The 22368-nt window shown below is 41.8% G+C and carries 20 protein-coding genes and 2 tRNA genes; 15 read left to right on the top strand and 7 right to left on the bottom strand.

From position 1 onward, the window contains the following. Positions 1-91: 91 nt before the first annotated feature. Positions 92-3763 carry a S8 family serine peptidase gene (locus PCIT_RS17825; RefSeq protein ID WP_010367862.1) on the bottom strand — a complete coding sequence of 1224 codons (3672 nt, stop codon included), beginning with the start codon at positions 3761-3763 and terminating at the stop codon, positions 92-94. Between the two features lie 378 nt (positions 3764-4141). Here PCIT_RS17825 and PCIT_RS17820 point away from each other — a divergent pair, with 378 nt between their 5' ends. After that, positions 4142-4591 carry a c-type cytochrome gene (locus PCIT_RS17820; protein ID WP_010367863.1) on the top strand — a complete coding sequence of 150 codons (450 nt, stop codon included), beginning with the start codon at positions 4142-4144 and terminating at the stop codon, positions 4589-4591. A 54-nt stretch (positions 4592-4645) separates the two neighbouring features. On the opposite strand, the gene PCIT_RS17815 is transcribed toward PCIT_RS17820, so the two are convergent. Continuing rightward, complete coding sequence (locus PCIT_RS17815; RefSeq protein ID WP_010367864.1) at positions 4646-5293, bottom strand: cytochrome b/b6 domain-containing protein; 648 nt, start codon at positions 5291-5293, stop codon at positions 4646-4648. Between the two features lie 194 nt (positions 5294-5487). Beyond that, a complete protein-coding gene (locus tag PCIT_RS17810) occupies positions 5488-6642 on the bottom strand; it encodes an iron-containing alcohol dehydrogenase (RefSeq protein ID WP_010367865.1) in 1155 nt (384 codons plus the stop codon). Between the two features lie 171 nt (positions 6643-6813). On the opposite strand from PCIT_RS17810, the gene PCIT_RS17805 reads away from it, so the two are divergent. Both PCIT_RS17805 and PCIT_RS17800 read left to right on the top strand, forming a co-directional pair. Continuing rightward, positions 6814-7677, top strand: coding sequence for a LysR family transcriptional regulator (locus tag PCIT_RS17805; protein ID WP_010367866.1), 864 nt, complete (start codon positions 6814-6816; stop codon positions 7675-7677). Between the two features lie 50 nt (positions 7678-7727). Continuing rightward, on the top strand, positions 7728-8219 hold the full coding sequence (locus tag PCIT_RS17800; protein ID WP_010367867.1) for a glutathione peroxidase: 492 nt from the start codon (positions 7728-7730) through the stop codon (positions 8217-8219). 51 nt (positions 8220-8270) lie between these two features. On the opposite strand, the gene PCIT_RS17795 is transcribed toward PCIT_RS17800, so the two are convergent. Beyond that, positions 8271-8453, bottom strand: coding sequence for a PA3496 family putative envelope integrity protein (locus PCIT_RS17795; RefSeq protein WP_010367868.1), 183 nt, complete (start codon positions 8451-8453; stop codon positions 8271-8273). Positions 8454-8757: 304 nt separating this feature from the next. Between PCIT_RS17795 and PCIT_RS17790 the strand changes: the two genes are divergently transcribed. Continuing rightward, positions 8758-9546, top strand: a complete 789-nt coding sequence (locus PCIT_RS17790) for a DUF2884 family protein (protein WP_010367869.1) — start codon at positions 8758-8760, stop codon at positions 9544-9546. Positions 9547-9602: 56 nt separating this feature from the next. Here the strand turns inward: PCIT_RS17790 and PCIT_RS17785 are convergent, their stop codons facing one another. Further along, positions 9603-11045: an aminotransferase-like domain-containing protein gene (locus PCIT_RS17785; RefSeq protein ID WP_010367870.1), complete on the bottom strand. Its 1443-nt coding sequence runs from the start codon at positions 11043-11045 to the stop codon at positions 9603-9605. A gap of 132 nt (positions 11046-11177) precedes the next feature. Here PCIT_RS17785 and PCIT_RS17780 point away from each other — a divergent pair, with 132 nt between their 5' ends. Beyond that, positions 11178-12089, top strand: coding sequence for a DMT family transporter (locus tag PCIT_RS17780; RefSeq protein ID WP_010367871.1), 912 nt, complete (start codon positions 11178-11180; stop codon positions 12087-12089). A 38-nt stretch (positions 12090-12127) separates the two neighbouring features. Here the strand turns inward: PCIT_RS17780 and PCIT_RS17775 are convergent, their stop codons facing one another. Next, entirely contained in the window at positions 12128-13006 is an 879-nt protein-coding gene (locus tag PCIT_RS17775) for a diacylglycerol/lipid kinase family protein (RefSeq protein ID WP_010367872.1), read from the bottom strand. 290 nt (positions 13007-13296) lie between these two features. On the opposite strand from PCIT_RS17775, the gene PCIT_RS23250 reads away from it, so the two are divergent. The 5 genes from PCIT_RS23250 to PCIT_RS17755 all read left to right on the top strand — a co-directional run bounded on the left by PCIT_RS23250 (position 13297) and on the right by PCIT_RS17755 (position 17961). Next, positions 13297-13428, top strand: coding sequence for a hypothetical protein (locus PCIT_RS23250; protein WP_259386171.1), 132 nt, complete (start codon positions 13297-13299; stop codon positions 13426-13428). Between the two features lie 187 nt (positions 13429-13615). Then, positions 13616-13706 (top strand) — tRNA-Ser (locus PCIT_RS17770). A gap of 19 nt (positions 13707-13725) precedes the next feature. Further along, positions 13726-13818 (top strand) — tRNA-Ser (locus tag PCIT_RS17765). A gap of 218 nt (positions 13819-14036) precedes the next feature. Next, complete coding sequence (locus tag PCIT_RS17760; RefSeq protein ID WP_010367873.1) at positions 14037-16742, top strand: ATP-binding protein; 2706 nt, start codon at positions 14037-14039, stop codon at positions 16740-16742. 91 nt (positions 16743-16833) lie between these two features. Then, positions 16834-17961: a GNAT family N-acetyltransferase gene (locus PCIT_RS17755; RefSeq protein WP_157592919.1), complete on the top strand. Its 1128-nt coding sequence runs from the start codon at positions 16834-16836 to the stop codon at positions 17959-17961. Here the strand turns inward: PCIT_RS17755 and PCIT_RS17750 are convergent. Next, positions 17941-18534: a DUF938 domain-containing protein gene (locus tag PCIT_RS17750; RefSeq protein WP_010367875.1), complete on the bottom strand. Its 594-nt coding sequence runs from the start codon at positions 18532-18534 to the stop codon at positions 17941-17943. The two genes, PCIT_RS17755 and PCIT_RS17750, sit on opposite strands and share 21 nt — an antisense overlap. Before the next feature lie 173 nt (positions 18535-18707). Here PCIT_RS17750 and PCIT_RS17745 point away from each other — a divergent pair, with 173 nt between their 5' ends. The 5 genes from PCIT_RS17745 (at position 18708) to PCIT_RS17725 (ending at position 21753) form a co-directional block, all read left to right on the top strand. Then, positions 18708-18887, top strand: a complete 180-nt coding sequence (locus tag PCIT_RS17745; protein ID WP_040698507.1) for a hypothetical protein — start codon at positions 18708-18710, stop codon at positions 18885-18887. A 103-nt stretch (positions 18888-18990) separates the two neighbouring features. After that, on the top strand, positions 18991-19362 hold the full coding sequence (locus tag PCIT_RS17740) for a hypothetical protein (protein WP_010367876.1): 372 nt from the start codon (positions 18991-18993) through the stop codon (positions 19360-19362). Positions 19363-19370: 8 nt separating this feature from the next. Further along, complete coding sequence (locus PCIT_RS17735; protein ID WP_010367877.1) at positions 19371-20747, top strand: class II fumarate hydratase; 1377 nt, start codon at positions 19371-19373, stop codon at positions 20745-20747. Between the two features lie 103 nt (positions 20748-20850). Beyond that, entirely contained in the window at positions 20851-21372 is a 522-nt protein-coding gene (locus PCIT_RS17730; RefSeq protein ID WP_010367878.1) for a hypothetical protein, read from the top strand. A gap of 9 nt (positions 21373-21381) precedes the next feature. Then, positions 21382-21753: a hypothetical protein gene (locus PCIT_RS17725; protein ID WP_010367879.1), complete on the top strand. Its 372-nt coding sequence runs from the start codon at positions 21382-21384 to the stop codon at positions 21751-21753. Positions 21754-22368 lie beyond the last annotated feature (615 nt).

The following is a 22368-nucleotide window of genomic DNA, read 5'->3' as shown; positions in this document are numbered from 1 at the left end:
TAAATATCGCCTGTACAATATCATCAAGATACATTAATCAAGCATAAAAAAACGCCAGTCAATGACTGGCGTTTTTACAAACTATTTCAAGTTACTTTTGTTTGCGACGACGTAGCGCAGCAAATGGAGCGGCAAGCAGCGCTAACCATGCTAAAGAACCTGAAGATGAACTGTTAGATTCAGGTAATGTTACTGGTGTTACATCAGCTATAGTATCATTAACCGTAACTTCTACTGTTGTTTCATCAGATTTAAGCCCTGATGCATCTCTTACAGTATACGTAAAGCTATCAGCGCCTGCGAAGCCACTCGATGGTACATAATCAATAGTGCCATCGTCTTTAACCGTAGCCGTACCATTACTTGGTGCTGACACGACCGTGACCGAAGAGGTTTGTAGGTTAGCTTCTAAACGAACACCTTTTTTCACCAAGAACTCTTCTGTTTCAGTCGCAGCAGAAGAGCTCGCGTGTGCTTCCATTTTAAAGCGAGATTCACCTAAATCGTTAGCAAGTACATTAATATTTAATGCTTGCTCTTCATCAGTGACTACAACATCATCAGCCGTATAATTACTGCGGTTGTTTGCAACAATTTGATAATTGAGTTCTACAATGCCGCCTTGTACACTTTCTATGCTATAACCCGTGCCCATACCTAGACCTGTAGGCACACTGGTTAATTCTGAACCAATTTTCCCATTTACCGACTCTACGCCCGCGTTATAACTTGCCGGTAAGGCTGGAACATCTATGTAGTTAAAGCTTATTTGATCAGTGCCTCCAACAATAATCGCTTGGAATGTATATTCATTCCCAGAATCATCTCCGTATACTTTGACTTTATTCCACTCAACAATATGCGTTTTTTGACCTGTATCCTGATTCGTAGAAACCGCCACGTATAAATGACCACCACCCGTTGCACCGCCCTCTAAATCAAAGTCAGACCATAAAGGCGCAATAATACCGTTTGGTGCTGTGCCATCAGGTAAAGCTGTTGGTGTATGTCCAAGTGTTAAGTCTGCATCTGAGCCTACCGCTATGAAACCATTATCTGATACCGTGAATGAAGTATACTCTTTACCAGCAAACGTGAATTCAGCATTAAACGTTGCACCAAACTCGTCACACTCACCAGTACAGGCATACGGGTTTAAGCCTTTATCAGATAATGTAAAGTTTCCAAGATTTACTTTTTCAACGATATCAAAAGAGGCTTTATCAACGGCTCCTGTCCAGTTTATAGTATTGCTAACATGGTCAACCGATACCTGACCTTCCCCACCTGTAACTGACTGAGAAACATCAGCACCTTTTAAGAACTCAGCACCCTCTTCTAATTTAACCGCAACACTAAACTCACTATCAAATACAGCATTTTCAAAAGTAACTGCCGCTTTTGTTGGTGTATAACTGTTTGCAGAGTTGGACTCAACGGTGGCGTTTAGCACATAAGCATCTGAGGCCTCATTATCGTAAATGGCATATGGTAAATGCGCCACTTTACCTGTTGTGTGAGTCCACACTACATGACCAAAGTTCCAGCCTTTCTGTGCATTGAATGAGGTATCGATGTCTAAATTAAACTCAGCCTCCTCTCCCGCTTCCAGCGCTAATGTTGAAGGTGACACCGTAACTACTGCGCCATCCATATCGGTAACCACTTTCGCAGTCCATTCACCCGCTTCTTCACCCATATTTTTTAAAGTATTAGTAAAGCTACATGCTGATAAACAATTTGGATCCGCAAAAGATCCATGCTTGAATGTGACTGCTGCATCTAATGCACTTGGCACATCTAAACGGCCAGCACCTACATCAAAGGCATCGGCTTTAGTTTCACCGTCTTCCTTATGGAGGCCTTCCATTTTAGAAGTACTCATTAAGGCGGTTTTAATTTCGATTGCGTTCCACTCAGGATGGGCTTGCTTCATAAGTGCAGCTGCGCCTGCAACATGAGGACTGGCCATACTCGTGCCTGAAATAGCTCTAAATGTAATGCCGTTACCTTCATCTGGTGAATATGCAGATAGAATATCGGTACCCGGTGCAGCGATGTCAGGCTTTAAGAAGCTAGGTTCGCCATTTGGGCCTCGAGAACTTGAAGAATTGACGGCATCTGTAAATTTAGTGAGTACTGTTTTAGTTACCTGTGGATCAAGTGTCGCAACAATGGATTCTTCAGCTTGTTTTAATAGTGCGACAACAGCTTCACCATCTTCTTGGCTTAAAGCTGATGCTGGAATAGTTGCATCATCCATAGACATACCCATGGCGCCACCAGGTCGGTTATTATGAATAATAATCGCCTCAGCGCCTGCAGCCGCTGCGTTTTTAGCTTTTGCAGAGAATGCGCAAGCTCCCCGAGAGACTAACGCTACAGAGTTAGCAAAGCTTACCCCTTCAGCATATTCATTACATCCTTCAAAGTTTTCAGGCTCTTGAAAATGCGCTGCAACAATTGGCAGTTCTAGCGTTTCTTTTAGTAAACTATTGCTACCTTCGCTACTTAAATAGGATACACCATCAATATCGATAACTTGCGAGAAAAAGCGACCTGTTTGTGTATTAGCAACTGTAATTCCTGACTCAATACAACTAGGACAACCGATTGTTTGTGCACCATTTCCATCATTACCAGCTGCGGTTACAACTACGACACCCGCTTCTTCTGCTGCTTTAAATAAACCACCATAAGCACTCGAAGCTGGGTTTGCACCAGCACCACCACCCCAAGAATTATTTATTACATCAGCACCATCTTTAACAGCGGCGTCAAGCGCTCCCATTAGAGCTGATGTCATACCGCTAGCACGACCATTCTCTCTATGCCATAGCGCTTTATAAGCCATTAGGTAAGCTGCAGGAGCTACCCCTGAAATCGCAACGTCAGTCCCTTGATAAGTTATTTCAACAGGGTTACCAACGGCTGTACCAGCTACGTGTGTTCCATGAGCATCATATCCCAGTGGAGTCATATATTCATCTGGGTGCAATCCTGATGGCGTTGGAGTAAATGAACGTGCAACAATAAGTTTGTTATTACAGAAACTTGCATCGCCAGCGTCTGAGCGACAATAGTCTGGATTAGATGACAAGTAAGCTTTCTGCTCATCAGTAAATTCTGGTGCTACGAAGCCCTCATCAGAAAACATTGGGTTTTCAGGACGAATACCCGAATCAATAACTGCAACTTTAATCCCCTTACCTGCCGCAGAACGACCACCCAAAGATTCCCACGCCTCGACACCTTTTATCACATCAATGGAAGCATCCATTAAGGCATGAAACTCAGTATCTAAAAATACCTTTTTAACGCCAGGCACAGACCGTAAAGAATCAAGTTGACCCGCTTTACCTTCTACAACTAAGCCATTAAAAAGTGTATCAAAAGTTTGAGTTACTTTTGTGCCACTAGCGTTTGCAATGGATTGCGCCACTTGTAGTTGCTTAGCTTTCAGGTAACTTCCATATTGTCGAGCTGATTTAGAATGCAGATTAATTTTGCTATCACCGGTCGCCAGTGCAGATGTTGCCGCGAGACCTGAAATTTCTCCTCGATAAGTTGCCAGTGGCGCATCTTCTAGTTCAATAATATAACGAGTCTTTGAAACGGCTGTTTTTGTTACAGAATATTGTGTAACACCCGCTACCTCAGGTTGAACTAGCTTACCTAGTTCAGGAGCAGCCATAGCGCTTGAACTCAATACGGCCATACTTACAGCAGCTGCAATAGCTGACACTCTAATCTTATTAGACATAATTTCCCCTAGGACTTGTTGTTAACTGATTTAACAGTTGGCGTCTTTGTTGTTAAATATCGCATTGCAAATTGTCGTATTTGTTGATTTTATTCGACCAATGAGAAGGGTCATTAATATAGTGTGAAAGTACCAACACAATCAACAGTAAATACAAACAAAAGAAACCCAGCATTTACAACAAAGCAAAAATAAAAGCCAAACAACTGATTTAAATAGACTTACCATTGTAAAAAAATGTAAATGTTCTTGTCATTAAATTGAAATCAAGGGCTGTAATACCCTAATAAAGGTCCATACAATCGGTTAACGCATACAACTTGCCTTTTCTTACGCTTTTACGTAAAACATTAAGTCATACCAAACAAGGGGCAAAATATGAAAAAACTAATCATGATAGGTGCTGTATTGAGTGCACTTTCTGCTAATGTAGCGGCAAATTCTCTCTTTGAAGCACCAGAAGATGCTATTGAATATAGAAAAGCTGCATTCCAGCTGATCCGCTATCAAATTGGTGATATGGGTGACATGCTTAAAGGTAAGGTACCTTTTGATGCGCAGAAGTTTGCACAACGCGCAAATAATGCAGCAACATTGTCAAGCATGCCATGGGAAGCATTTACTAAAGGCTCAGACAAAGGTGATACCGGCGCATTAGCAGCAGTTTGGAGTGAGCGCGCTAAATTTGATGAAAAAGCGCAAAAATTTGCAAAATATGCACAAGCGTTAGCCGTTGCGGCACAATCTGGCGACAAGAAAATCATTACACCTGCATTTAGGAACTGGGCTAAAGGCTGTAAAGATTGCCATAAATCTTTTAAAGATTAATACTTAGCAAGATTGAAAAGATAAAACGGTGCCAATACACCGTTTATTCAATAATTAATCCACGCTCCATAAAGCCAAAAGAGGCTCTTGACCCCATAAAAGCAATAGCGAAGCTGCCAAAACAATAAACACTATATAGGCTAATTTCCCAGAGCGCATATGCGGTTTACTTACAGAATCTGTGGTATGCCCTGTGATCAGCGTCTTAACCAGTTTTTTCCCTTTTATCCTATAAAATATAATCGCACTAATATGCAATCCAATTGCTAAGAGCAACAGATCAATGTTATCTCGATGTAAGTCATTTGCGAGTTCAACCCACGCATATGGCACATACTGCACCAACGGCCCTTCAACCAAAATGTCGTCACTGCTCATTAACCCACTCAATAACTGAATAAATATGAGTGTAAAAAAGACTAATATCATCACACTCCCCGCCGGATTGTGCCCTGTAGCTGGTTGGTCTTTTAATAAAGCACTTATAATCGCTTTCGGTGAATGAAACAATGCCGAGAGCCGAGCGGTACTACTGCCAAAAACTCCCCATATGACGCGAGTTAGCATCAGTGCCAAAAGAACATAGCCGGTGACAAAGTGTAAATCTAACCATCCTTCATCACCGCTGATATATAAAACCACAATGCCAACCACCAGCAACCAATGAAACCCTCTAATAAAACCATCCCAAACTTTAACCATTACGCCCCTCTTAGCCTTAATTTGGTTATTTTTAAATTGCTTTGAGTATGACAAACTATGTAGAGCAACGCATCAGTATATGCGGTAAAAGCCTTACCTTATCAGCTAAAGCATTCATACGAGTTGGATCACAAGTGACAAAGTGGCATATCACAAATAATCGCAATAATATGCCACCGCTCACAATTGTATAATTATAAACTGGCTAATAAAATATGTTTACTTTTATCAGGGGTAACAGCTTGATGCTCACCCAATGCAACCATCCCATGGCGCTCTAATTGAGCGCATACCTGTTGTACTACTTCTTCACCCAAACCGTGATCACTAAAGCGCGTAGGCATGTTTACCCGATGAAAGAACTGTTCAGTTAAAGAGATAGCTTCTGAAATCGCCTTTTCTGGATCGGTAGTATCTAAGCCAAAGACTCGTTCCGCGTATTGTAATAGCTTCTCACGTTTTTCTCGCTGCTGCTGTGCCAACATACGCGGTAAAACAATGGCTAAAGTTTGTGCATGATCTAACCCATATAACGCAGTTATCTCATGCCCAATCATATGCGTTGCCCAGTCTTGTGGTACCCCCGCACCTATTAGGCCATTGAGCGCCATCGTTGCAGACCACATAACATTTGCACGCGTTTGATAGCTAACTTCATCGTCAAGTAATTTGGGCCCTTCTTCAATTAAAGTTAATAACAAACCTTCAGCAAAACGATCTTGCACTTTAGCATCTACTGGGTAGGTTAAATATTGCTCCATAGTATGAACAAATGCATCGACGATACCATTCGTAAGCTGACGCTTCGGGAGAGATTGCATAACATTTGGGTCAAGAACCGCAAACTGAGGTTGTACCAAAGCAGAGGCAAATGGCAGTTTATCTTGTGTTTCAACGTTTGAGATAACACTAAAGCTATTAGACTCAGACCCAGTAGCAGGCAACGTCAGCACCACACCAATTGGCAGTGCATCATTCACTTGTGCTCCCTTGGCAAGAATGTCCCAAGGGTCATCATCAAATACCGCAGCAGCCGCAATAAATTTACACCCATCAATCACAGATCCACCGCCTACAGCTAAAATGAAGTCATAGTTTTGTGATTGGATAAGTTCCACAGCTTCCATACAAGTTTGATAACTAGGATTAGGTTCTATACCAGCAAACTCACCCCAATCAAAATCACTCAGGGCTTCAACTACCTGATCATAAACACCATTTTTTTTAATACTGCCTCCACCATACACCACCAGCACTTTAGCACCTTTAGGTATACTGTGTTTGATCTCTAAAATTTGTTGATCACCAAAATGGATTTGAGTCGGATTTACAAAACTAAAATTCAACATTACTTTACTTACTCCACTAATCGCCATAGGTGACCAATGCCACCGGTTAATTGCGGTTAGTGTAATCGCCGCCTCCCGAAACAAACAGCCACAAAACAACAAATAACTTTTGCCACATAGCAACAATAAAACATATATAATTAAATTATAAACTTTAAGAGGGGTAATCGCATGTGGCAAGGTCTTGATGTATTTCTTGCAGTTGTGGAACACGGTAGCTTTAGTAAAGCAGCACATACACTAGATGTATCAACATCCCATGTCAGTCGGCAGATCCAGCAATTAGAACAGCGCCTTGGTACCATACTAATTCATCGCACCACGCGTTCGCAAAATCTGACAGATAGTGGTCGAGAATATGCCGTGAAACTCAAAGTTATACAGCAAGAATTAGTCGATGCAACGAATCATATTCAAGGCGTTCAAAGACAGCCGAAGGGGTTAATTCGTATCAGCGGTGCCGGTGACTTTGTTGCTAATAGTATCGCCCCTGTGGTTGCCGAGTTTTTAAAACGCTACCCCGAAGTCAGCATTGAATTTGATTTTAACAATCGCAATATTGACTTAGTGGAAGAGGGATTTGACTTGGCCATTCGTTTTGGCAGACTACAAGATTCAAACCTCATCGCGCGTAAACTATGTCACCGCCCTATGAGCCTTGTTGCAAGCCCAGAATATATAAAAAGCGCCTCCAAGCCCATCCACCCCTATGAATTAGTTAATCATAATTGTTTAGTTGCTATCAATAATCGCTGGCGGTTTAATATTGCTCAGCAAGTTGAAGAGGTTAAAGTAGCCGGTAATTGGCGTAGCAATAATCCACACGCAATTCTCAGTGCGTGCAAACAGGGATTAGGCATTGCACATTTAGCGCAAGATATTGTTGCCGAGTCTATCTCTAGTAATCGACTCGTTTACTTATTGCCAGAGTTTCAAGTTCAAGATAATGCTACTTGGTTGGTTTACCCACGCAAAGATCTCATGCCATATCGAGTACGCTTATTGATTGAGTTTTTACTCGAACACTTTAATTAAGGGTATGCTAGAGTAGTTTGATAATAACACAATACAAAAGAGAGTGTTTTATGGATACTTTTTATCAATTTACTGCCACTACTTTACAAGGCCAGCCATTCGACTTTTCGTCTTTACAAGGCAAAGCAGTGCTAATTGTCAATACAGCCAGCGAATGCGGTTTAACTCCACAATATGAAGGGCTGCAAACACTCCATCAACAATATGCAGCGCAAGGGCTAGTGATCATTGGCTTTCCCTGTAATCAATTCGGGAAACAAGAACCCGGTAGCCCAGAGCAAATTCAGCAGGGCTGCTTGGTTAACTACGGTGTTGATTTTACCATGATGGAAAAAATCGACGTGAACGGGGAACACACCCATCCTCTCTACAGTTATTTAAAAGCCCAATTGCCGGGACTACTTGGACAGCGGATCAAATGGAACTTTAGCAAGTTTTTAATCAATCGAATGGGTCAGCCAATTAAACGCTATTCACCTATAACGAAACCAGAAAAGCTAAATTCAGACATTGAAAAAGTTCTCGCTAACGCTCAAAGGTAAAAAGCATCACTGCTTTATTACCTTTGAATTTATCGCCAACTAGTACGCCCTTCAATCTAAGTAATCAAAGTCGCTATCACCTACGTCTTTACGTAGGCGCTTTTGCTCAAGATAATCTTCAATCTTGCGCTTCACTTTACGTTTTTGCTTATCATGCTGATTTCGTTCTAACTCATCAAACTCATTACTTGTGAAATCATCATCAAGCCCATCGTATGAATATGTCTTACCCACAACCTGCTCCAATCACGTTACAAAAACAGTACATGCACTTTCGTAAAGTGACTTACGACTGTTCACCTCTTACTGTTTAGCGTGTAATTGTCATTCTGAAAAATGAGAGTTTCTTATCGTTTTCATAAAAAATTTTTATCTATAACTTTAGATGGTCAACTTCACCAAATTTTCGCTTTTTTTACCATTTAAGTTTTATTGATATCACAAGATAAAACCGTAAAACTCTGATAAATAAAGGGAATAAAACTGGCATTTATCTTGATAGGTAAATACTAACCCAGCAAATAAAAAAGGCTTAGCCATGAAAAAATTACTTATCCTCAGTGCACTTATTACAAGCTCAAGCGCATTTGCAACCAGTAACCACTCATTGCAATTTAATTCTGATGAATGCCAAGTTGAATTTAAAAACGATGTGATGATCACACCAGAACAGTTGCAGATCACCACAGCACAACAAAGCCAATGGACAATTAATGATTCAGGTAACGTATCCAAAGATGGCGAAGTGATCTCACTCACATCAACACAACAAGATGCAATGCGTGACTATGCAGATTCACTCAGAGTGCAGTTACCCAAAGTGGCCAACATTGCGCTAGAAGGTGTAAAAATTGCTGGCGTCGCACTCAATGAAGTAAGCAACGCGTTTGAGTTAAGTAGCCTTAACTCTATCGGCGTCGTGCTCGACGAACTACATATTGAAATTAATGATACGTTCTACCAAGACGGTGCCTTTGTGATGGGTAAACAAACATTTGACCAATTTGGCAGCAACTTCGACCAGCAGTTTGAAGCGCAAATAGAATCCGCCGTTCAAGGCGCTATGATGGAGTCTATTGGCAGTATATTAATGGCTATTGGCTCAGAAATGACCAGCTCTAACGGCGACATGAGTAGTTTTGAACAGCGTATGAAAGATATAGGGCAAGCCATAGAAGAAAAAGTAGAAATGCAAGCTCGTGCTATTGAATCGCAAGCGGATCAATTATGTGGGCAATTTGCGACTATTGCCCAAACAGAACAACAACTGAGCCAAACGATTCCTGAATTTTCAGGCTACGCCTTATTTAACACAAAGTTAAATTAGCGCTCTGTTACTATCAAAAAATTATCTCCCAACCGAAATAGCCAGTATAGCACTGGCTATTTTTTTGCATTGGATAAAAGCTGGCCCAATAAAGCAACCGCCTGCTCCACATCGTTATTCCACACTAACCCATAGCTCATTCGAATGCATGACTCATATTGCGTACCCGCACTAAATAATACGCCTGGTGTGATACTGATCCCCTCCTCAATCGCCAATTGAAACAGTTTTGACCCACTATACTCACTACCTAAATCAATCCAGATAACACAGCCCCCTTGCGGATCACTCAGCCGAACGGAGCTTGGAAAGTAACGACGTAATGCCGTGACCATCTGTGTTTTATTAAACAATAAACGTTTGCGCATGAGCTTCAAATGGCGGTCATATTCTCCACTGGCCAAATAATCAGCAAGTACCAATTGATTCATCAATGAGCTAGAACAACTTAATGCACGCTTCAAACGTCGCGCTTTAGCAATATAAGGACCAGCGACCATCCAGCCAACACGATAGCTTGGTGCAGCAGTTTTCGAAAAAGACGCACAGGTGATGACGTTACCCGTTGAAGTATAACATTGAGCCGGTTTACCACGACGTTCTGTAAAGTGTAAGTCTCCATATACATCATCCTCGATAAGCGTTACCTGATGCTGCTCTAGTAATTCCACCAGTGCCTTGCGGCGTATATCTGGCATAAACGAGCCTAACGGGTTATTTATACTTGTAGAAAAAACACACGCTTTAATATCATGCTTGAGTAATGCTTCGCCAAGGTCACAGAGCCAGACACCATCATCTGGACACACTGGAATTTCAATCACTTTCAGCCCGAGGCTTTCTACCAACTCCACAATACCAAAGTAACAAGGGGATTCAATAGCGACTACATCGCCCACCTCAGTAACACACTGCAATGCAATTGCTAGCGCTTCTTGTGCTCCATTTGTGATCACTAATTCTTCAGTATTCACCACTAACCCTAAGTCCAAATAGCGGTGTACTATCTGCTTCTTTAATCGGTCTAGTCCATCCATAGCACCATAACTCAGCATATTGTCGCCCATACTGTGCATCACTCGTCGCATCAGCTTGGCCAGTATTTTTTCTGTGCTGGCAACCATAACTGGGTTAGCAATGCCAAATGGCGTAATGCTCGGCTGATGAATGGCATCATATACTTGTTCAATAAGCTGCTGTTTGTTTACCACAATCGGCTGGCTTGGTAATTTGACTCGTTTAGGCATTGAGTTACTGGCATTAACAGCCTGCAAAAAATAGCCCGATTTCTCTTGCGCTCGCACTTTCCCTTGCGCTTCTAATACTTGATAAGCTTGCTTCACAGTCGGAATACTGACATTGAGCTTACCCGCCATTGCTCGTAACGAAGGCAGTTTATCACCCGGGCATATTATGTCCTGACACACCATATCATCGATAAGAGTGATCACTTGTTCATACAAAAACGATTTGTGCTGCTTCGAAATAACAAAACTCATAATGCATTCATCTGTATAGGTCAATTTTCATTTATTCTGTATATAGCATATACAGAATAAATACCTACAATAATACATCTTCCGCTCTCAATTAAAAGTTAGTTTACACTTACAAACTTCAAGGACATTACAATGAAAAGCATGTTGCTCTATATCATGACAGTATTAATTTGGGGTTCTACATGGTTAGCCATTGAGTTTCAGCTAGGTACTGTCAATGAGATCGTCTCTCTATGCTTGCGCTTTTCTCTAGCCGCTCTATGCATGTGGGGGTATGTATTATTTAAACGTATGCCCATGTACTTTGATCTCAAAACGCATGGTTTTTTCATTTTACTTGCCATGGGTAATTTTGGCTTAAACTACTTAATGCTGTATTACGCACAAGGATATTTAAATTCAGCAATGGCCTCTATCGCGTTTTCACTATTGCTCATATTTAATATCATCAATACACGGCTATTTTTTGGGAAGCCTATCGCAAAAAGAATTTATAGCGGCGCGCTATTCGGAGTCGCTGGGATTGTCGCCCTGTTTTGGCATGATTTAAGTCAGTTTGACCTGAGCAACGGTGCAATCGCCGGCCTAGGACTTGCCCTATTGGGTACCCTGATCGCGTCATTTGGCAATATGGTAAGTGTTCGTAATTCCAATAAAGGTATAGGTGTATTGCAAGGCAATGCTTGGGGCATGTTATATAGCAGTGTATTACTCGCTGTCTTCGCGCTCCTAAATGGAGAAACATTCGTCATCAATGCGTCTTGGCAATATTGGAGCTCACTGATCTATTTAGCTGTGTTCGGCACCGTTATCGCGTTCGCCAGCTACTTCTCTTTATTAAAAAATATTGGCCCTGAACGAGCCAGTTACATCATCGTACTATTTCCTTTAGTCGCCGTACTTTTGAGTACTTACTTTGAAGGTTTTACATGGCAAGCCAACACCTTTGTCGGGTTCAGTTTGGTCTTGCTTGGCAATGCCATTGTATTAACTCCTTTTGACAAGCTAAAAGCCCATTTAGCCGCTTCCCCAGTGAGAACTTAATAAGCTCTCGCTCAAATGCCGCCAGCACATGGCGGCATTTATTTTTCACCTACTTCGTGCATATCAACACGACAATTAGCAGGCTGTTTTAAGCGTATTGCACCAGGGCAACAGCTAACTTTTGCGGGTGTTTGACCTATGATCTCGCCATCGGCCTCAATATCTAAGCCATCGGTATGTATCATAAAGTGCGTACCCCCAGTTTTCGCTACACTCGATAGACGTATGTGCTGAGCAAACAACATATAAGTAAATATTTTCAACCTTGCTAGCAACGACTCACCATAAAAGTGCATACTGACGAGTTCACCGCTCTGATACTGCGCCGTTGGTGCGCACTTTAAGCCCGCAGCAAAGTATTGCCCATTGGCGATAAGCAGCATCATCATTGATCTTAACGGTGTGCTCGACGTTGCAAGACGCACATTACGGTAATTAAATAGATTTAATAACCCAGCCCAAATATAGCTAAACTGCCCCCGTTTTTGCTGAGTTTGCATTGTTTTCACCACATGCGCACTAAAACCTATGCCCAGCATATTTATAAAATACCGTCCATTGACCACGCCCACATCAATGGCTTGTTCAGTACCTTTAAACACTGAATCTCGCCACTGTGTTATCGACAACTTAAACTGACGCGCAAAGTCATTGCCTGTACCTGCTGGTAGCAAAGCTAAGTTACATGGTTGCCCAATCGTTGCATTAATCACCAAATGCAACGTACCGTCTCCTCCGATGACCACAACAGTCGCTTGCCCAACGCATTGGTTGCGTATCTGAGCCACATCTTCTGCAAACCTACCTGAGGTAAAAAACCACTCATTCGCAATATTTTTCTTCGCAAATTGTACTTTTAACCACTTCACATGTGATTGGCTACTCTTAGAACTACACGGTTTAACAACCACCAGCATAAAACACCAAAAATAATAAAATTAATTAATATGAATAATTAGTCAAAACAAAACTAAGCAACATCGACAAAAATACCACAAACATTTGATATAGCTAATTTAAAATAAAAAAGCACCACACAGAGCAATGAATAAAACCACAAAAACACAACAAACAACCACCACAACAAATAAATATACATTAGTTTTATTAGGTCAAAACATGTAATTTTTATTGCTTTAAATTTAAACTACATGCGCGCAAAATAGCCTTGTTTTGTAAATAACCACTGATTTAATAGGAACTGACTATGCTTAATTCTGCTACTGCGTACACTAACCCAGAAACCACCGCACCAACAAAAATACCTTTTGATTGGATGGCTTTTTTTAACCGCATTGGCAAGCTGTATGCCCTAAGTGCTGTTTCACGTTATAAATAACTTTCTTAAAGCAGGATACTGCGACCAGAAAATACTAAGCACTGATTAAATAACCTACTCCAACCCTATAAATTTACGACATTTTTCTTGTTTTTTGAAATAAAACCCCAAAAAACGTTTAATTTTTGTCCAAACAGTTCAAAAGTGGTTTACAGCAGCACATTCGCTAAGTATTATCGTTGGCTCTGGAGAGATGGCTGAGTGGTCGAAAGCACCGGTCTTGAAAACCGGCAAGGGTTTGTAGCCCTTCTAGGGTTCAAATCCCTATCTCTCCGCCATATTTTAAAGTTTTGCGCCGGAGAGGTGGCCGAGTGGCTGAAGGCGCTCCCCTGCTAAGGGAGTATAGGGTTTGTAGCCCTATCGAGGGTTCGAATCCCTCCTTCTCCGCCATTTCTTATAAAAAAACCGTTCTTTTTGAACGGTTTTTTTATGCCTATTTTTCACCTCAACCCTTTTTCTCTCACAATAAGTCTTAGACAGCATCGTTAAGAGTCTGTTTTATTCATGCAATTACATTAAAAGCTGCCTAAAAACATCTGCTTGCATCCGTGCCTTCCGTCAGGAACGAAGCTATACTTCATGAGTGCTATCATCAACTTGTATACTTTATGACTCTAACGTTTAAGCATCACTGGCAAAATTGGCTGTGCTATCTCCTATTTGTGATTGGCTACTTTACCTCAGGTAAAGCCCTCACTGCATTTGCCTTTCAAGACCAAGTCTTGCCTATATGGCTGCCTGCTGGTGCTGCTTTAGTCGCAACATATATTTGGGGATGGCGCTTCATTCCTGGTTTATTACTCGCGTCATTTACGTTTAATTGGAGCACAGCCTATGGGTGGCAGCTACATACGCTATCATTTATCACGGTATGCCAAACACTGATCATTGGCGCTGGGGCCGTTTTTCAAGCTATGTTAGGCGGGTATATTTTGCGAAACTGGTTGGGCCACCCGCTCTATTTAATGAGCCGTAAACATATACTGTATTTCGTTTTAATTTTAGGTATTTCTGTCAACCTGATTTCTGCCAATATTGGCGTATTATCACTGAGCTTTTATCACCCTGATTATAGTTTTTCTAACCATTGGCAAAACATGCTAGCTTGGTGGTTGGGGGATTCTCTTGGCGTACTTATCTTTTCACCCATCTGCCTTATTTTGATCAATCCGCTTCTGAAAAACCCGGTGCCCAACCATAACGCGGTGGGGACACTAGCAACATGTACCGTACTATTTTGCTCAGTGGCAATGACCACCTACTTGTACAATCAAAATAACAGTAAAAATGCCAACATTGCTGCAGAGAGAGAAGTGAAAATTATCGAGCATATTATCTACCGGTATGTAAACCGTAGCATGCTTGCCATCCAAAGCTTAGCAAACCAACTACAATCAACTCCTGCTTTTACGCATCATGACTTTATGGGATTCAGCAATACTATCAGGGCTGAATATACTTTTATTCGAGCACTCTCATGGAATGTTTACATTGAGCAATCAAAAGCCACTACGTTAAATAAAAAATTTGAAGATCTCTATGGCCCGCAAGTCAATATAAAAGGCAAGCCGCTTACACCCAATGACCCAATGGTTGTGGTTAAGTATATCTCTCCGCAGCCAAGCAATTTAGGCGCGCTTGGGCTCAACGTATATGCCACAAAAGAGCGCCAAGCGGCTTTAAATAATGCGCTTACCTCATTACAACCTCAAGCCAGTCGTATTATATTTCTTGTGCAAGAAACAAGACCGTCTCCCGCTTATTTACTTGCGTCTCCGGTTTATCAAGATACAGGGCGTCAAGCGCAAACCTTACTCGGTTATGCTACCGGCGTCATTCAGGTCGATACATTATTAGGGGAGGTGCTCAAGCAAGCAAATGCACAACGCTTTGATATTGCATTTTACGATGATAAGAATGACACACCCTTTTACCAAAACTTTGAGCACACAAATACCCATCACAGTGCACGCTGGACAGTTCCTCTATACATCTCAGGCCAAAAGTGGCAGATGAAGCTTGCAGTAAAAGAGATCCACACGACCCATCAAAACAAGCTACAAACATTACTTTTACTTATATTGCAGCTTACTATCACAGCGCTGATTGTTTTTATCGTTTTACTCTTTAACTACCAACATCATGCGTTAAATGAATTAGTCGCAAAGCGCACTCGCTCACTGGCAAAAGCAAAACAAGTATCAGATAAGGCCAACCAAGCAAAAAGTCGTTTCTTAGCTAATATGAGTCATGAAATACGCACCCCACTCAATGCAGTGATAGGGTTTGCATCGCTGGCTGCTGACAATCAAAATACAACACAACTACACACCTATATCAATCGTATTGGTACCGCTTCCAAAACCCTTTTAAACCTCGTCAATGACATATTAGACATTGCTAAAATCGAGTCTAACCGTTTACAACTGGACTGCCATACGTTTGAGTTGCACACTTTATTAAAGCGACTCGATGCAATGTTTTCCGCATCAGCCAGTAGCAAAGGGATCTTATGGGAGATCAATCACGACTTGCAAAGTGAGTATTGGTTGCAAGGGGATGAGATGCGTATTGAGCAAATCCTACTCAACCTCTGCAGTAATGCAGTTAAGTTTACACAAAATGGTGGGGTGACTGTAAAATTAGAAGTCAACGAAGCCACACCATATGTACAACTTAGATTCAGTATTACAGATACCGGTATTGGCATTGATGAGTCGCAACATAACACTATTTTTAGTGCATTCAGCCAAGCTGATAGTTCCACATCGCGAGAGTTTGGAGGGACAGGTCTCGGGCTAACCATTGCCAAAGAGCTCGCTGAACTCATGCACGGTTCTCTTACCCTGAAAAGTCAATTGCACAATGGCAGCTGCTTTATACTTGAAATTCAGTGCCATACAGCCCGCGCTCCAGCGGAACCAAAATTAACTATTGATACCGAGAAATTAAAGCAGCTACACATTTTGGTCGCTGAGGACAATGCCGTTAATAAGTTAGTAATTAAGGCGATGCTTGATTCATTTCACATAACGCATACCATTGTTGAAAACGGCCAACAAGCTGTTAATGCTGTGGAGCTAGATAAATATGATTTAGTTTTGATGGATTGTCAGATGCCTGTAATGGATGGCTATCAAGCGACAACATTGATCCGCCAATACAAAGATGCCGAAACCTTACCCATAATTGCACTCACAGCCGACGTGATGCCCCAAGATAAAGCGCACGCACTGGCTGTAGGGTTTAATCAACACCTTGCAAAACCACTAGAACGCGACAAACTGGCTGCTTGCTTAGCACTCTATTGTTGATCATACCCATGCGTTCTCTTGGACTTAAAAGCTATCTCGCGTACGATAGAGGACGATATCAATGAAGGCCAATTAACCACTGTGACTGCTTATAATTATGTTTAGTTATCAATTTATTAGTCAAATTACCACCATTGGGAAAAACCAATGGAACATGCTTGCACAACAGAATTTGTTTTGCCAATACGAGTGGTTGGTGGCATTGGAAAACAGTCTTTGTGCCAGCACAGATACTGGGTGGCAGCCTCATCATTTAGCGATTTATCAACACGACACCTTAATAGCCATACTACCAGGCTATATCAAATCTCATTCATATGGCGAATATGTCTTTGATTGGTCTTGGGCAGAAGCCTATGAAGCCCATCGTTTAGCGTATTACCCAAAGTGGTTATCAGGTGTCCCTTTCACCCCCATCACTGGCACACGCATCCTGACAAAAGCGCTTACAGCAGAACTTTCAGCTTATATCCAACATGTATTACAACAAGAGATGCTAAGTAAGCAATGGTCGAGCACCCACATTAATTTTCTCACTCAAGCTGAACACTTTAGTGACTCTATGATGGTTCGCCATGCTGTACAATTTCATTGGCAAAATAAAAGCTTTCGCTGCTTTGATGACTTTTTGGCAACCATGACCGCACGCAAACGAAAAATGATTAAAAAAGAGCGTAGCCAAGTATCAGCCACTGCGCTCAGTATCATTTGGTTAAGTGGTGATGAGATCACAACCGAACATATGCGCGGGTTTTTTAGCTGCTATCAACAAACCTACTTAAAACGCTCCGGTCACCATGGGTATCTTAATTGGGCATTCTTTGACGAAATACAGCGTACCATGCAAAAAAGCATACATTTATGCATCGCCTATGATACTGATACCCTCGTCGCCGCCAGTCTCTATTTGAGCAACGACGATACACTTTATGGACGATATTGGGGATCTCTGGCCGAATACCAACATTTACATTTTGAGTTGTGCTATTACCGAGGGATTGATTTTGCTATCAAAAATCAGATCGCACGATTTGATGCCGGCGCGCAAGGTGAGCATAAATTAGCGAGGGGGTTTGAACCCGTCACCACATATTCAGCACACCAAATTGCAGATCCGATGTTTGCCAACGCAATCACCGACTTTATTGCCAGAGAGCGCATTCATATAGCTCAGTATGCTGAACAATGTATGGCGCAACTACCGTTTAAAAATAAGTAGTCGGTTATTAGCTGGCATTGCGTGATCGGCTTGCAAGCTTAGCTCGCTTTGACGGGCTAACTCACTGATCCATTCACTATCTCGGATCCCACTCAGCGGATCTCGCTGCTGTAAATGCTGATGAAACGCAGCATTGCTGTCACTGGTGAATTGCCCTGCATAATTAAATGGCCCATAGATCACCAGTAGGCCATTTTTTCTTAGGTGCTTTTTGACGCCAGCAAAAAAGCGCTCTACTAATGCCTTACTCACAATATGTAATGTATTGGCACTATATATCACCGGCACGCTTTCGATTGGCCATGCATCATTTAAGTCCAGCAACATGGGAGGGTGCAAGTTTTCTAACTGTGCATCTTGTTGCCAGCTTAATATCCCTGCATGGTTAATACTACGATCACTCGCCAACCATTGCACGTGAGGCAAAGCTTGCGCAAAATACACGCCATGCTGACCTGTACCAGAACCGATTTCCAATACTTGATCATAATCCCGTAGCAAGGGAGCCAGCACCTTTAATATTGGCCCCTTGTTATTCTCACACGCTTGAGAAAATGGTTTATCTACTATCATCATTGCACCTATTTAATCCATTACTGCTTTATATTGATGCAATCTGTTTCGCAAATTGCAAGCTCATACTTCACAAAAATCATAAGAACTTGTTTTATATAACTATTTATTATTGGCACGGTCACTGCTTTATCTACTATGTATTATTAACAGAAAACGACAGGACACACATTATGTTTATTTCAACGATTACCCACATGCCAATAACCGAAACCGCATTAGTAGGCACTCATGAAGACAATTTATTCACAACTAGTGAAGAGTACCGTAAAGAAGTGCAAGATATGCTCACGCCGACAGAACAAGAAGATGCACCCACCACCGCCTTCACATTTATATTAGGGTATAACTAACCCATATAAGGCCATTTAAATATGCCTATCAACACGCAGCTATTGCGCAGAAACCCTTTTAGTGTAATGATAATAGTTATCGTTACACTAAAAGGGTTTTGCTATGCATCCCCATCATGCTGTCAGTGCTTACTCACCAAAACTCGCGACAAATTGTAAACGTCCGCAGCTAGAAGCTCCCATGGTTGTTGCTCAATTTATTGATGCTGGCATTACGCTTGCAAAATGGTATGGATGCAATAAATGTACTTTATTACAAGAGTTTTACCTCAAACGCACCTTTGATGAGTTGCTGCATAATATCGCAGACCCGCTAGTACATAATGCGTTGCGCCAGCAATGCCAAGATCAGTTATACAAACCTTTATTAGCCTTGAAACGTTTTTATAAATCAATGCCGCATGGCAAAGCACGCTTCCTAAAAATAGAGTATGAAGCGCGCGTCATTAGCCATGCCTTTAACCCGTATTCATAGGAGTCCCAATGACCACCTTTCGCCAAGCTTCCGATAGCATGGGTACACTTGACGTACCTGAAACAGCATTATACCAAGCACAAACACAAAGGGCTGTGAACAACTTCACTGTAAGTAAACTTACGATGCCTGAGGCATTCATTCGTTCATTGGCATATATCAAGCAAGCCGCAGCAGAAGCAAATGCTGAACTCGGCCATTTAGATGCTAATATTGCCAAAGCAATCATTAGTGCTGCACAAAGTATTATTGATGGCGAGCATCTTGAGCATTTCCCTGTCGATGTATTCCAAACAGGTTCAGGTACCAGCTCAAACATGAATGCGAACGAAGTCATTGCCACACTGGCTTCTGCACAAAGTGGTCTGCAAGTTCACCCTAATGATCACGTCAATATGGGTCAAAGCTCCAATGACGTTATCCCGACAGCCATTCACGTGAGCAGTGCCATCGCCGTCATTTATGACTTGCTACCCGCGTTAAAACATTTATCACACACGATCGAACAAAAGTCAGCGAGCGTCGGCCATCATGTTAAGACGGGTAGAACTCACCTAATGGATGCTATGCCGGTGACATTTGCACAAAGTCTCAGTGGGTGGCAACACCAAATTGATAGTGCATATCAAGGTATCTTACACAGTGTTGAAAAAGTCTTTGAGCTTGCACAGGGTGGCACAGCTGTAGGTACTGGTGTGAATGCTGACCCTAAATTTGCTAATCTATTTAATCAATTCTTAAGCAGCAACGTGGGGATCAGGTTTTCAGCAAGCCAAAACTTTTTCTATACCATAGGCTCGCAAGATGCCATTGTTACTTTATCAGGCCAGCTTAAAACATTAGCCGTCGCCAATATGAAAATCGCCAATGATTTACGCTGGATGAATTCTGGTCCCTTGGCTGGTCTTGGTGAAATTGAGCTTGAAGCGCTGCAACCAGGGTCTTCTATTATGCCGGGTAAAGTAAACCCTGTGATACCAGAAGCAACGGCCATGGTCAGTGCGCAAGTCATCGGTAATGATGCAACGATCACCGTCGCTGGCCAATCTGGTAACTTTGAACTGAACGTTATGCTACCTGTTATTGCTCACAACATTTTAGAAAGCATCGAAATTTTATCCAATGTCAGTCGATTATTAGCAGATAAAGCCATTGCCAGCTTTAACGTATCTGAACAAAACATTCAAAAAGCACTCGCCAAAAACCCAATATTGGTCACAGCACTTAATCCGGTGATCGGATATGAAAAAGCCGCACAAATCGCTAAACTTGCATACAAAGAAGGCCGCCCAATTATCGATGTAGCCAGTGAGCATACTGAGCTATCAATTGAAGAACTGACGCAATTACTCGACCCAAATAAACTCACCCAAGGTGGCTTATAACCATGAGCAGCCATTGGCTCAGCTGGTAGCTGAGCCAATGGGCTTGTATCATCGCTCAAACACGGGCACACTGGGTTAAAAAACAACTCAGGACGTTTCATCTATGCATCAATTATTTATCTCTGCACTACTGCCAATCATGATCGCAGGGTGCGCTCCTAGCGCTTCCCTATCTACACAAGATGCGACCCAAGCACCTGTCAAAGTTGATACCCAAGCACCTGTCAAAGTTGATACCCAAGCACCTGTCAAAGTTGATATCCAAGCAAAATATCACAACCCTGTAGACGTTATCCCGCAAGCACCAAAAAACACGCTAAGTGCAGCCAGAAACAAGCTTAAAGACATGACCAAGGACAAAGGATGTGACACCAGCATGCAGTGTCAAGTAATTGCTGTGGGAAGCCGTGCGTGTGGTGGACCAAGCAGCTACGTAACCTTTTCAACGCGATCAGCCGATGTACAAACCGTTAAAAAGTTAGCTGACTCTATTACTGTATTAGAAAGCCAGTATAATGCTAAAAACCGTATGGTTAGCATTTGTCAGCATTTAACACAGCCCAGTACACAATGTGTTGAAAATAAATGTGTTAAAATACAGGGTAATGCACAAGCCACATACTAAGGAGTCATGATGAGAGCCATTATTTGCTCAATTACTATTTTATTACTGGGTGGCTGTATCAGTACACCCATGCTCACATCATCCAATAATGTACCGACTCAAAGTTTGTCTGAATTAATTGAAGACACATCCTGTAATGCAAGTTTTCAATGTAAAGTACTCAGCGTGGGCGAACGCGCGGCATGTGGGGGGCCTAGCAAATATCTCGTATACTCAACTAAAAGTGTAGATGAAGAACAGGTAGAAAAGCTCGCTGAACAAGTTACAATGAAAGAAAAAATTCTCAACCAACAACAAACTCAAGTTGATGTTTGTAAGCAAGTTTTGCCTATTCAAGCGCTCTGTATTGATAACCAATGCAAAGCTTTTACTATCAAATAATTATACGAAAAACTGCCCTACAAATGATAATAGAACAATTAGTAGGGCGCACCCACCTGCTCGCCAGATGTATACCGGCCTCACCTCTCTCTTTACCCAATAATAATATATAAAACGCGCAAAATAAGTTGCCGAAACCCCAAATAAAGCGAAGGTGAAAAGCAAAAACAACATGTAGTAAGACACACCAACCCCTTTCAGTAAGATTAAAAAATATCATAACGTGAATATCTCTGAGAAGCACACTTATATCGTCCCAATATACTGGTTTAATGACAAGCCCACGTAGTAGATTAGGATGTTGAAATAAGGAAACGCTCAAATGATTCAGCGAAATAGGGCTATACAAATATTTTAGTGAAGCAGTGTTTTATTAAGGAGTTTATTGCTGATAACTCCTGACCTTCGTCAGGAAGAAAACAGGGAGCACACTAAAAAATATCAGAATAATAAAAGCCAACAAGCATGAGTGTTTTGGATCCTGACCTGCGTCAGGAGGACAAAGGTGTGAGTTCAATAGATCCTTCTGTATGACCCCTCGGTATAACCTTTCGTCTCCCTGAACTGGTTTCAGGGTCCATAGGGTTTTTATTCTAAGCTTTCTCTAACCCTTTT

The sequence above is a fragment of the Pseudoalteromonas citrea genome (genome assembly GCF_000238375.3).
Lineage (GTDB): Bacteria > Pseudomonadota > Gammaproteobacteria > Enterobacterales > Alteromonadaceae > Pseudoalteromonas > Pseudoalteromonas citrea.
This window is presented reverse-complemented; position numbering and strand designations above follow the sequence as displayed.

What these genes read in the sequence shown, in the direction of transcription:
- PCIT_RS17825 (WP_010367862.1), bottom strand. Translation starts at nt 3,763, where the DNA reads ATGTCTAATAAGATTAGAGTGTCAGCTATTGCAGCTGCTGTAAGTATG.
- PCIT_RS17820 (WP_010367863.1), top strand. Translation starts at nt 4,142, where the DNA reads ATGAAAAAACTAATCATGATAGGTGCTGTATTGAGTGCACTTTCTGCT.
- PCIT_RS17815 (WP_010367864.1), bottom strand. Translation starts at nt 5,293, where the DNA reads ATGGTTAAAGTTTGGGATGGTTTTATTAGAGGGTTTCATTGGTTGCTG.
- PCIT_RS17810 (WP_010367865.1), bottom strand. Translation starts at nt 6,642, where the DNA reads ATGTTGAATTTTAGTTTTGTAAATCCGACTCAAATCCATTTTGGTGAT.
- PCIT_RS17805 (WP_010367866.1), top strand. Translation starts at nt 6,814, where the DNA reads ATGTGGCAAGGTCTTGATGTATTTCTTGCAGTTGTGGAACACGGTAGC.
- PCIT_RS17800 (WP_010367867.1), top strand. Translation starts at nt 7,728, where the DNA reads ATGGATACTTTTTATCAATTTACTGCCACTACTTTACAAGGCCAGCCA.
- PCIT_RS17790 (WP_010367869.1), top strand. Translation starts at nt 8,758, where the DNA reads ATGAAAAAATTACTTATCCTCAGTGCACTTATTACAAGCTCAAGCGCA.
- PCIT_RS17785 (WP_010367870.1), bottom strand. Translation starts at nt 11,045, where the DNA reads ATGAGTTTTGTTATTTCGAAGCAGCACAAATCGTTTTTGTATGAACAA.
- PCIT_RS17780 (WP_010367871.1), top strand. Translation starts at nt 11,178, where the DNA reads ATGAAAAGCATGTTGCTCTATATCATGACAGTATTAATTTGGGGTTCT.
- PCIT_RS17775 (WP_010367872.1), bottom strand. Translation starts at nt 13,006, where the DNA reads ATGCTGGTGGTTGTTAAACCGTGTAGTTCTAAGAGTAGCCAATCACAT.
- PCIT_RS23250 (WP_259386171.1), top strand. Translation starts at nt 13,297, where the DNA reads ATGCTTAATTCTGCTACTGCGTACACTAACCCAGAAACCACCGCACCA.
- PCIT_RS17760 (WP_010367873.1), top strand. Translation starts at nt 14,037, where the DNA reads ATGACTCTAACGTTTAAGCATCACTGGCAAAATTGGCTGTGCTATCTC.
- PCIT_RS17750 (WP_010367875.1), bottom strand. Translation starts at nt 18,534, where the DNA reads ATGATAGTAGATAAACCATTTTCTCAAGCGTGTGAGAATAACAAGGGG.
- PCIT_RS17745 (WP_040698507.1), top strand. Translation starts at nt 18,708, where the DNA reads ATGTTTATTTCAACGATTACCCACATGCCAATAACCGAAACCGCATTA.
- PCIT_RS17740 (WP_010367876.1), top strand. Translation starts at nt 18,991, where the DNA reads ATGCATCCCCATCATGCTGTCAGTGCTTACTCACCAAAACTCGCGACA.
- PCIT_RS17735 (WP_010367877.1), top strand. Translation starts at nt 19,371, where the DNA reads ATGACCACCTTTCGCCAAGCTTCCGATAGCATGGGTACACTTGACGTA.
- PCIT_RS17730 (WP_010367878.1), top strand. Translation starts at nt 20,851, where the DNA reads ATGCATCAATTATTTATCTCTGCACTACTGCCAATCATGATCGCAGGG.
- PCIT_RS17725 (WP_010367879.1), top strand. Translation starts at nt 21,382, where the DNA reads ATGAGAGCCATTATTTGCTCAATTACTATTTTATTACTGGGTGGCTGT.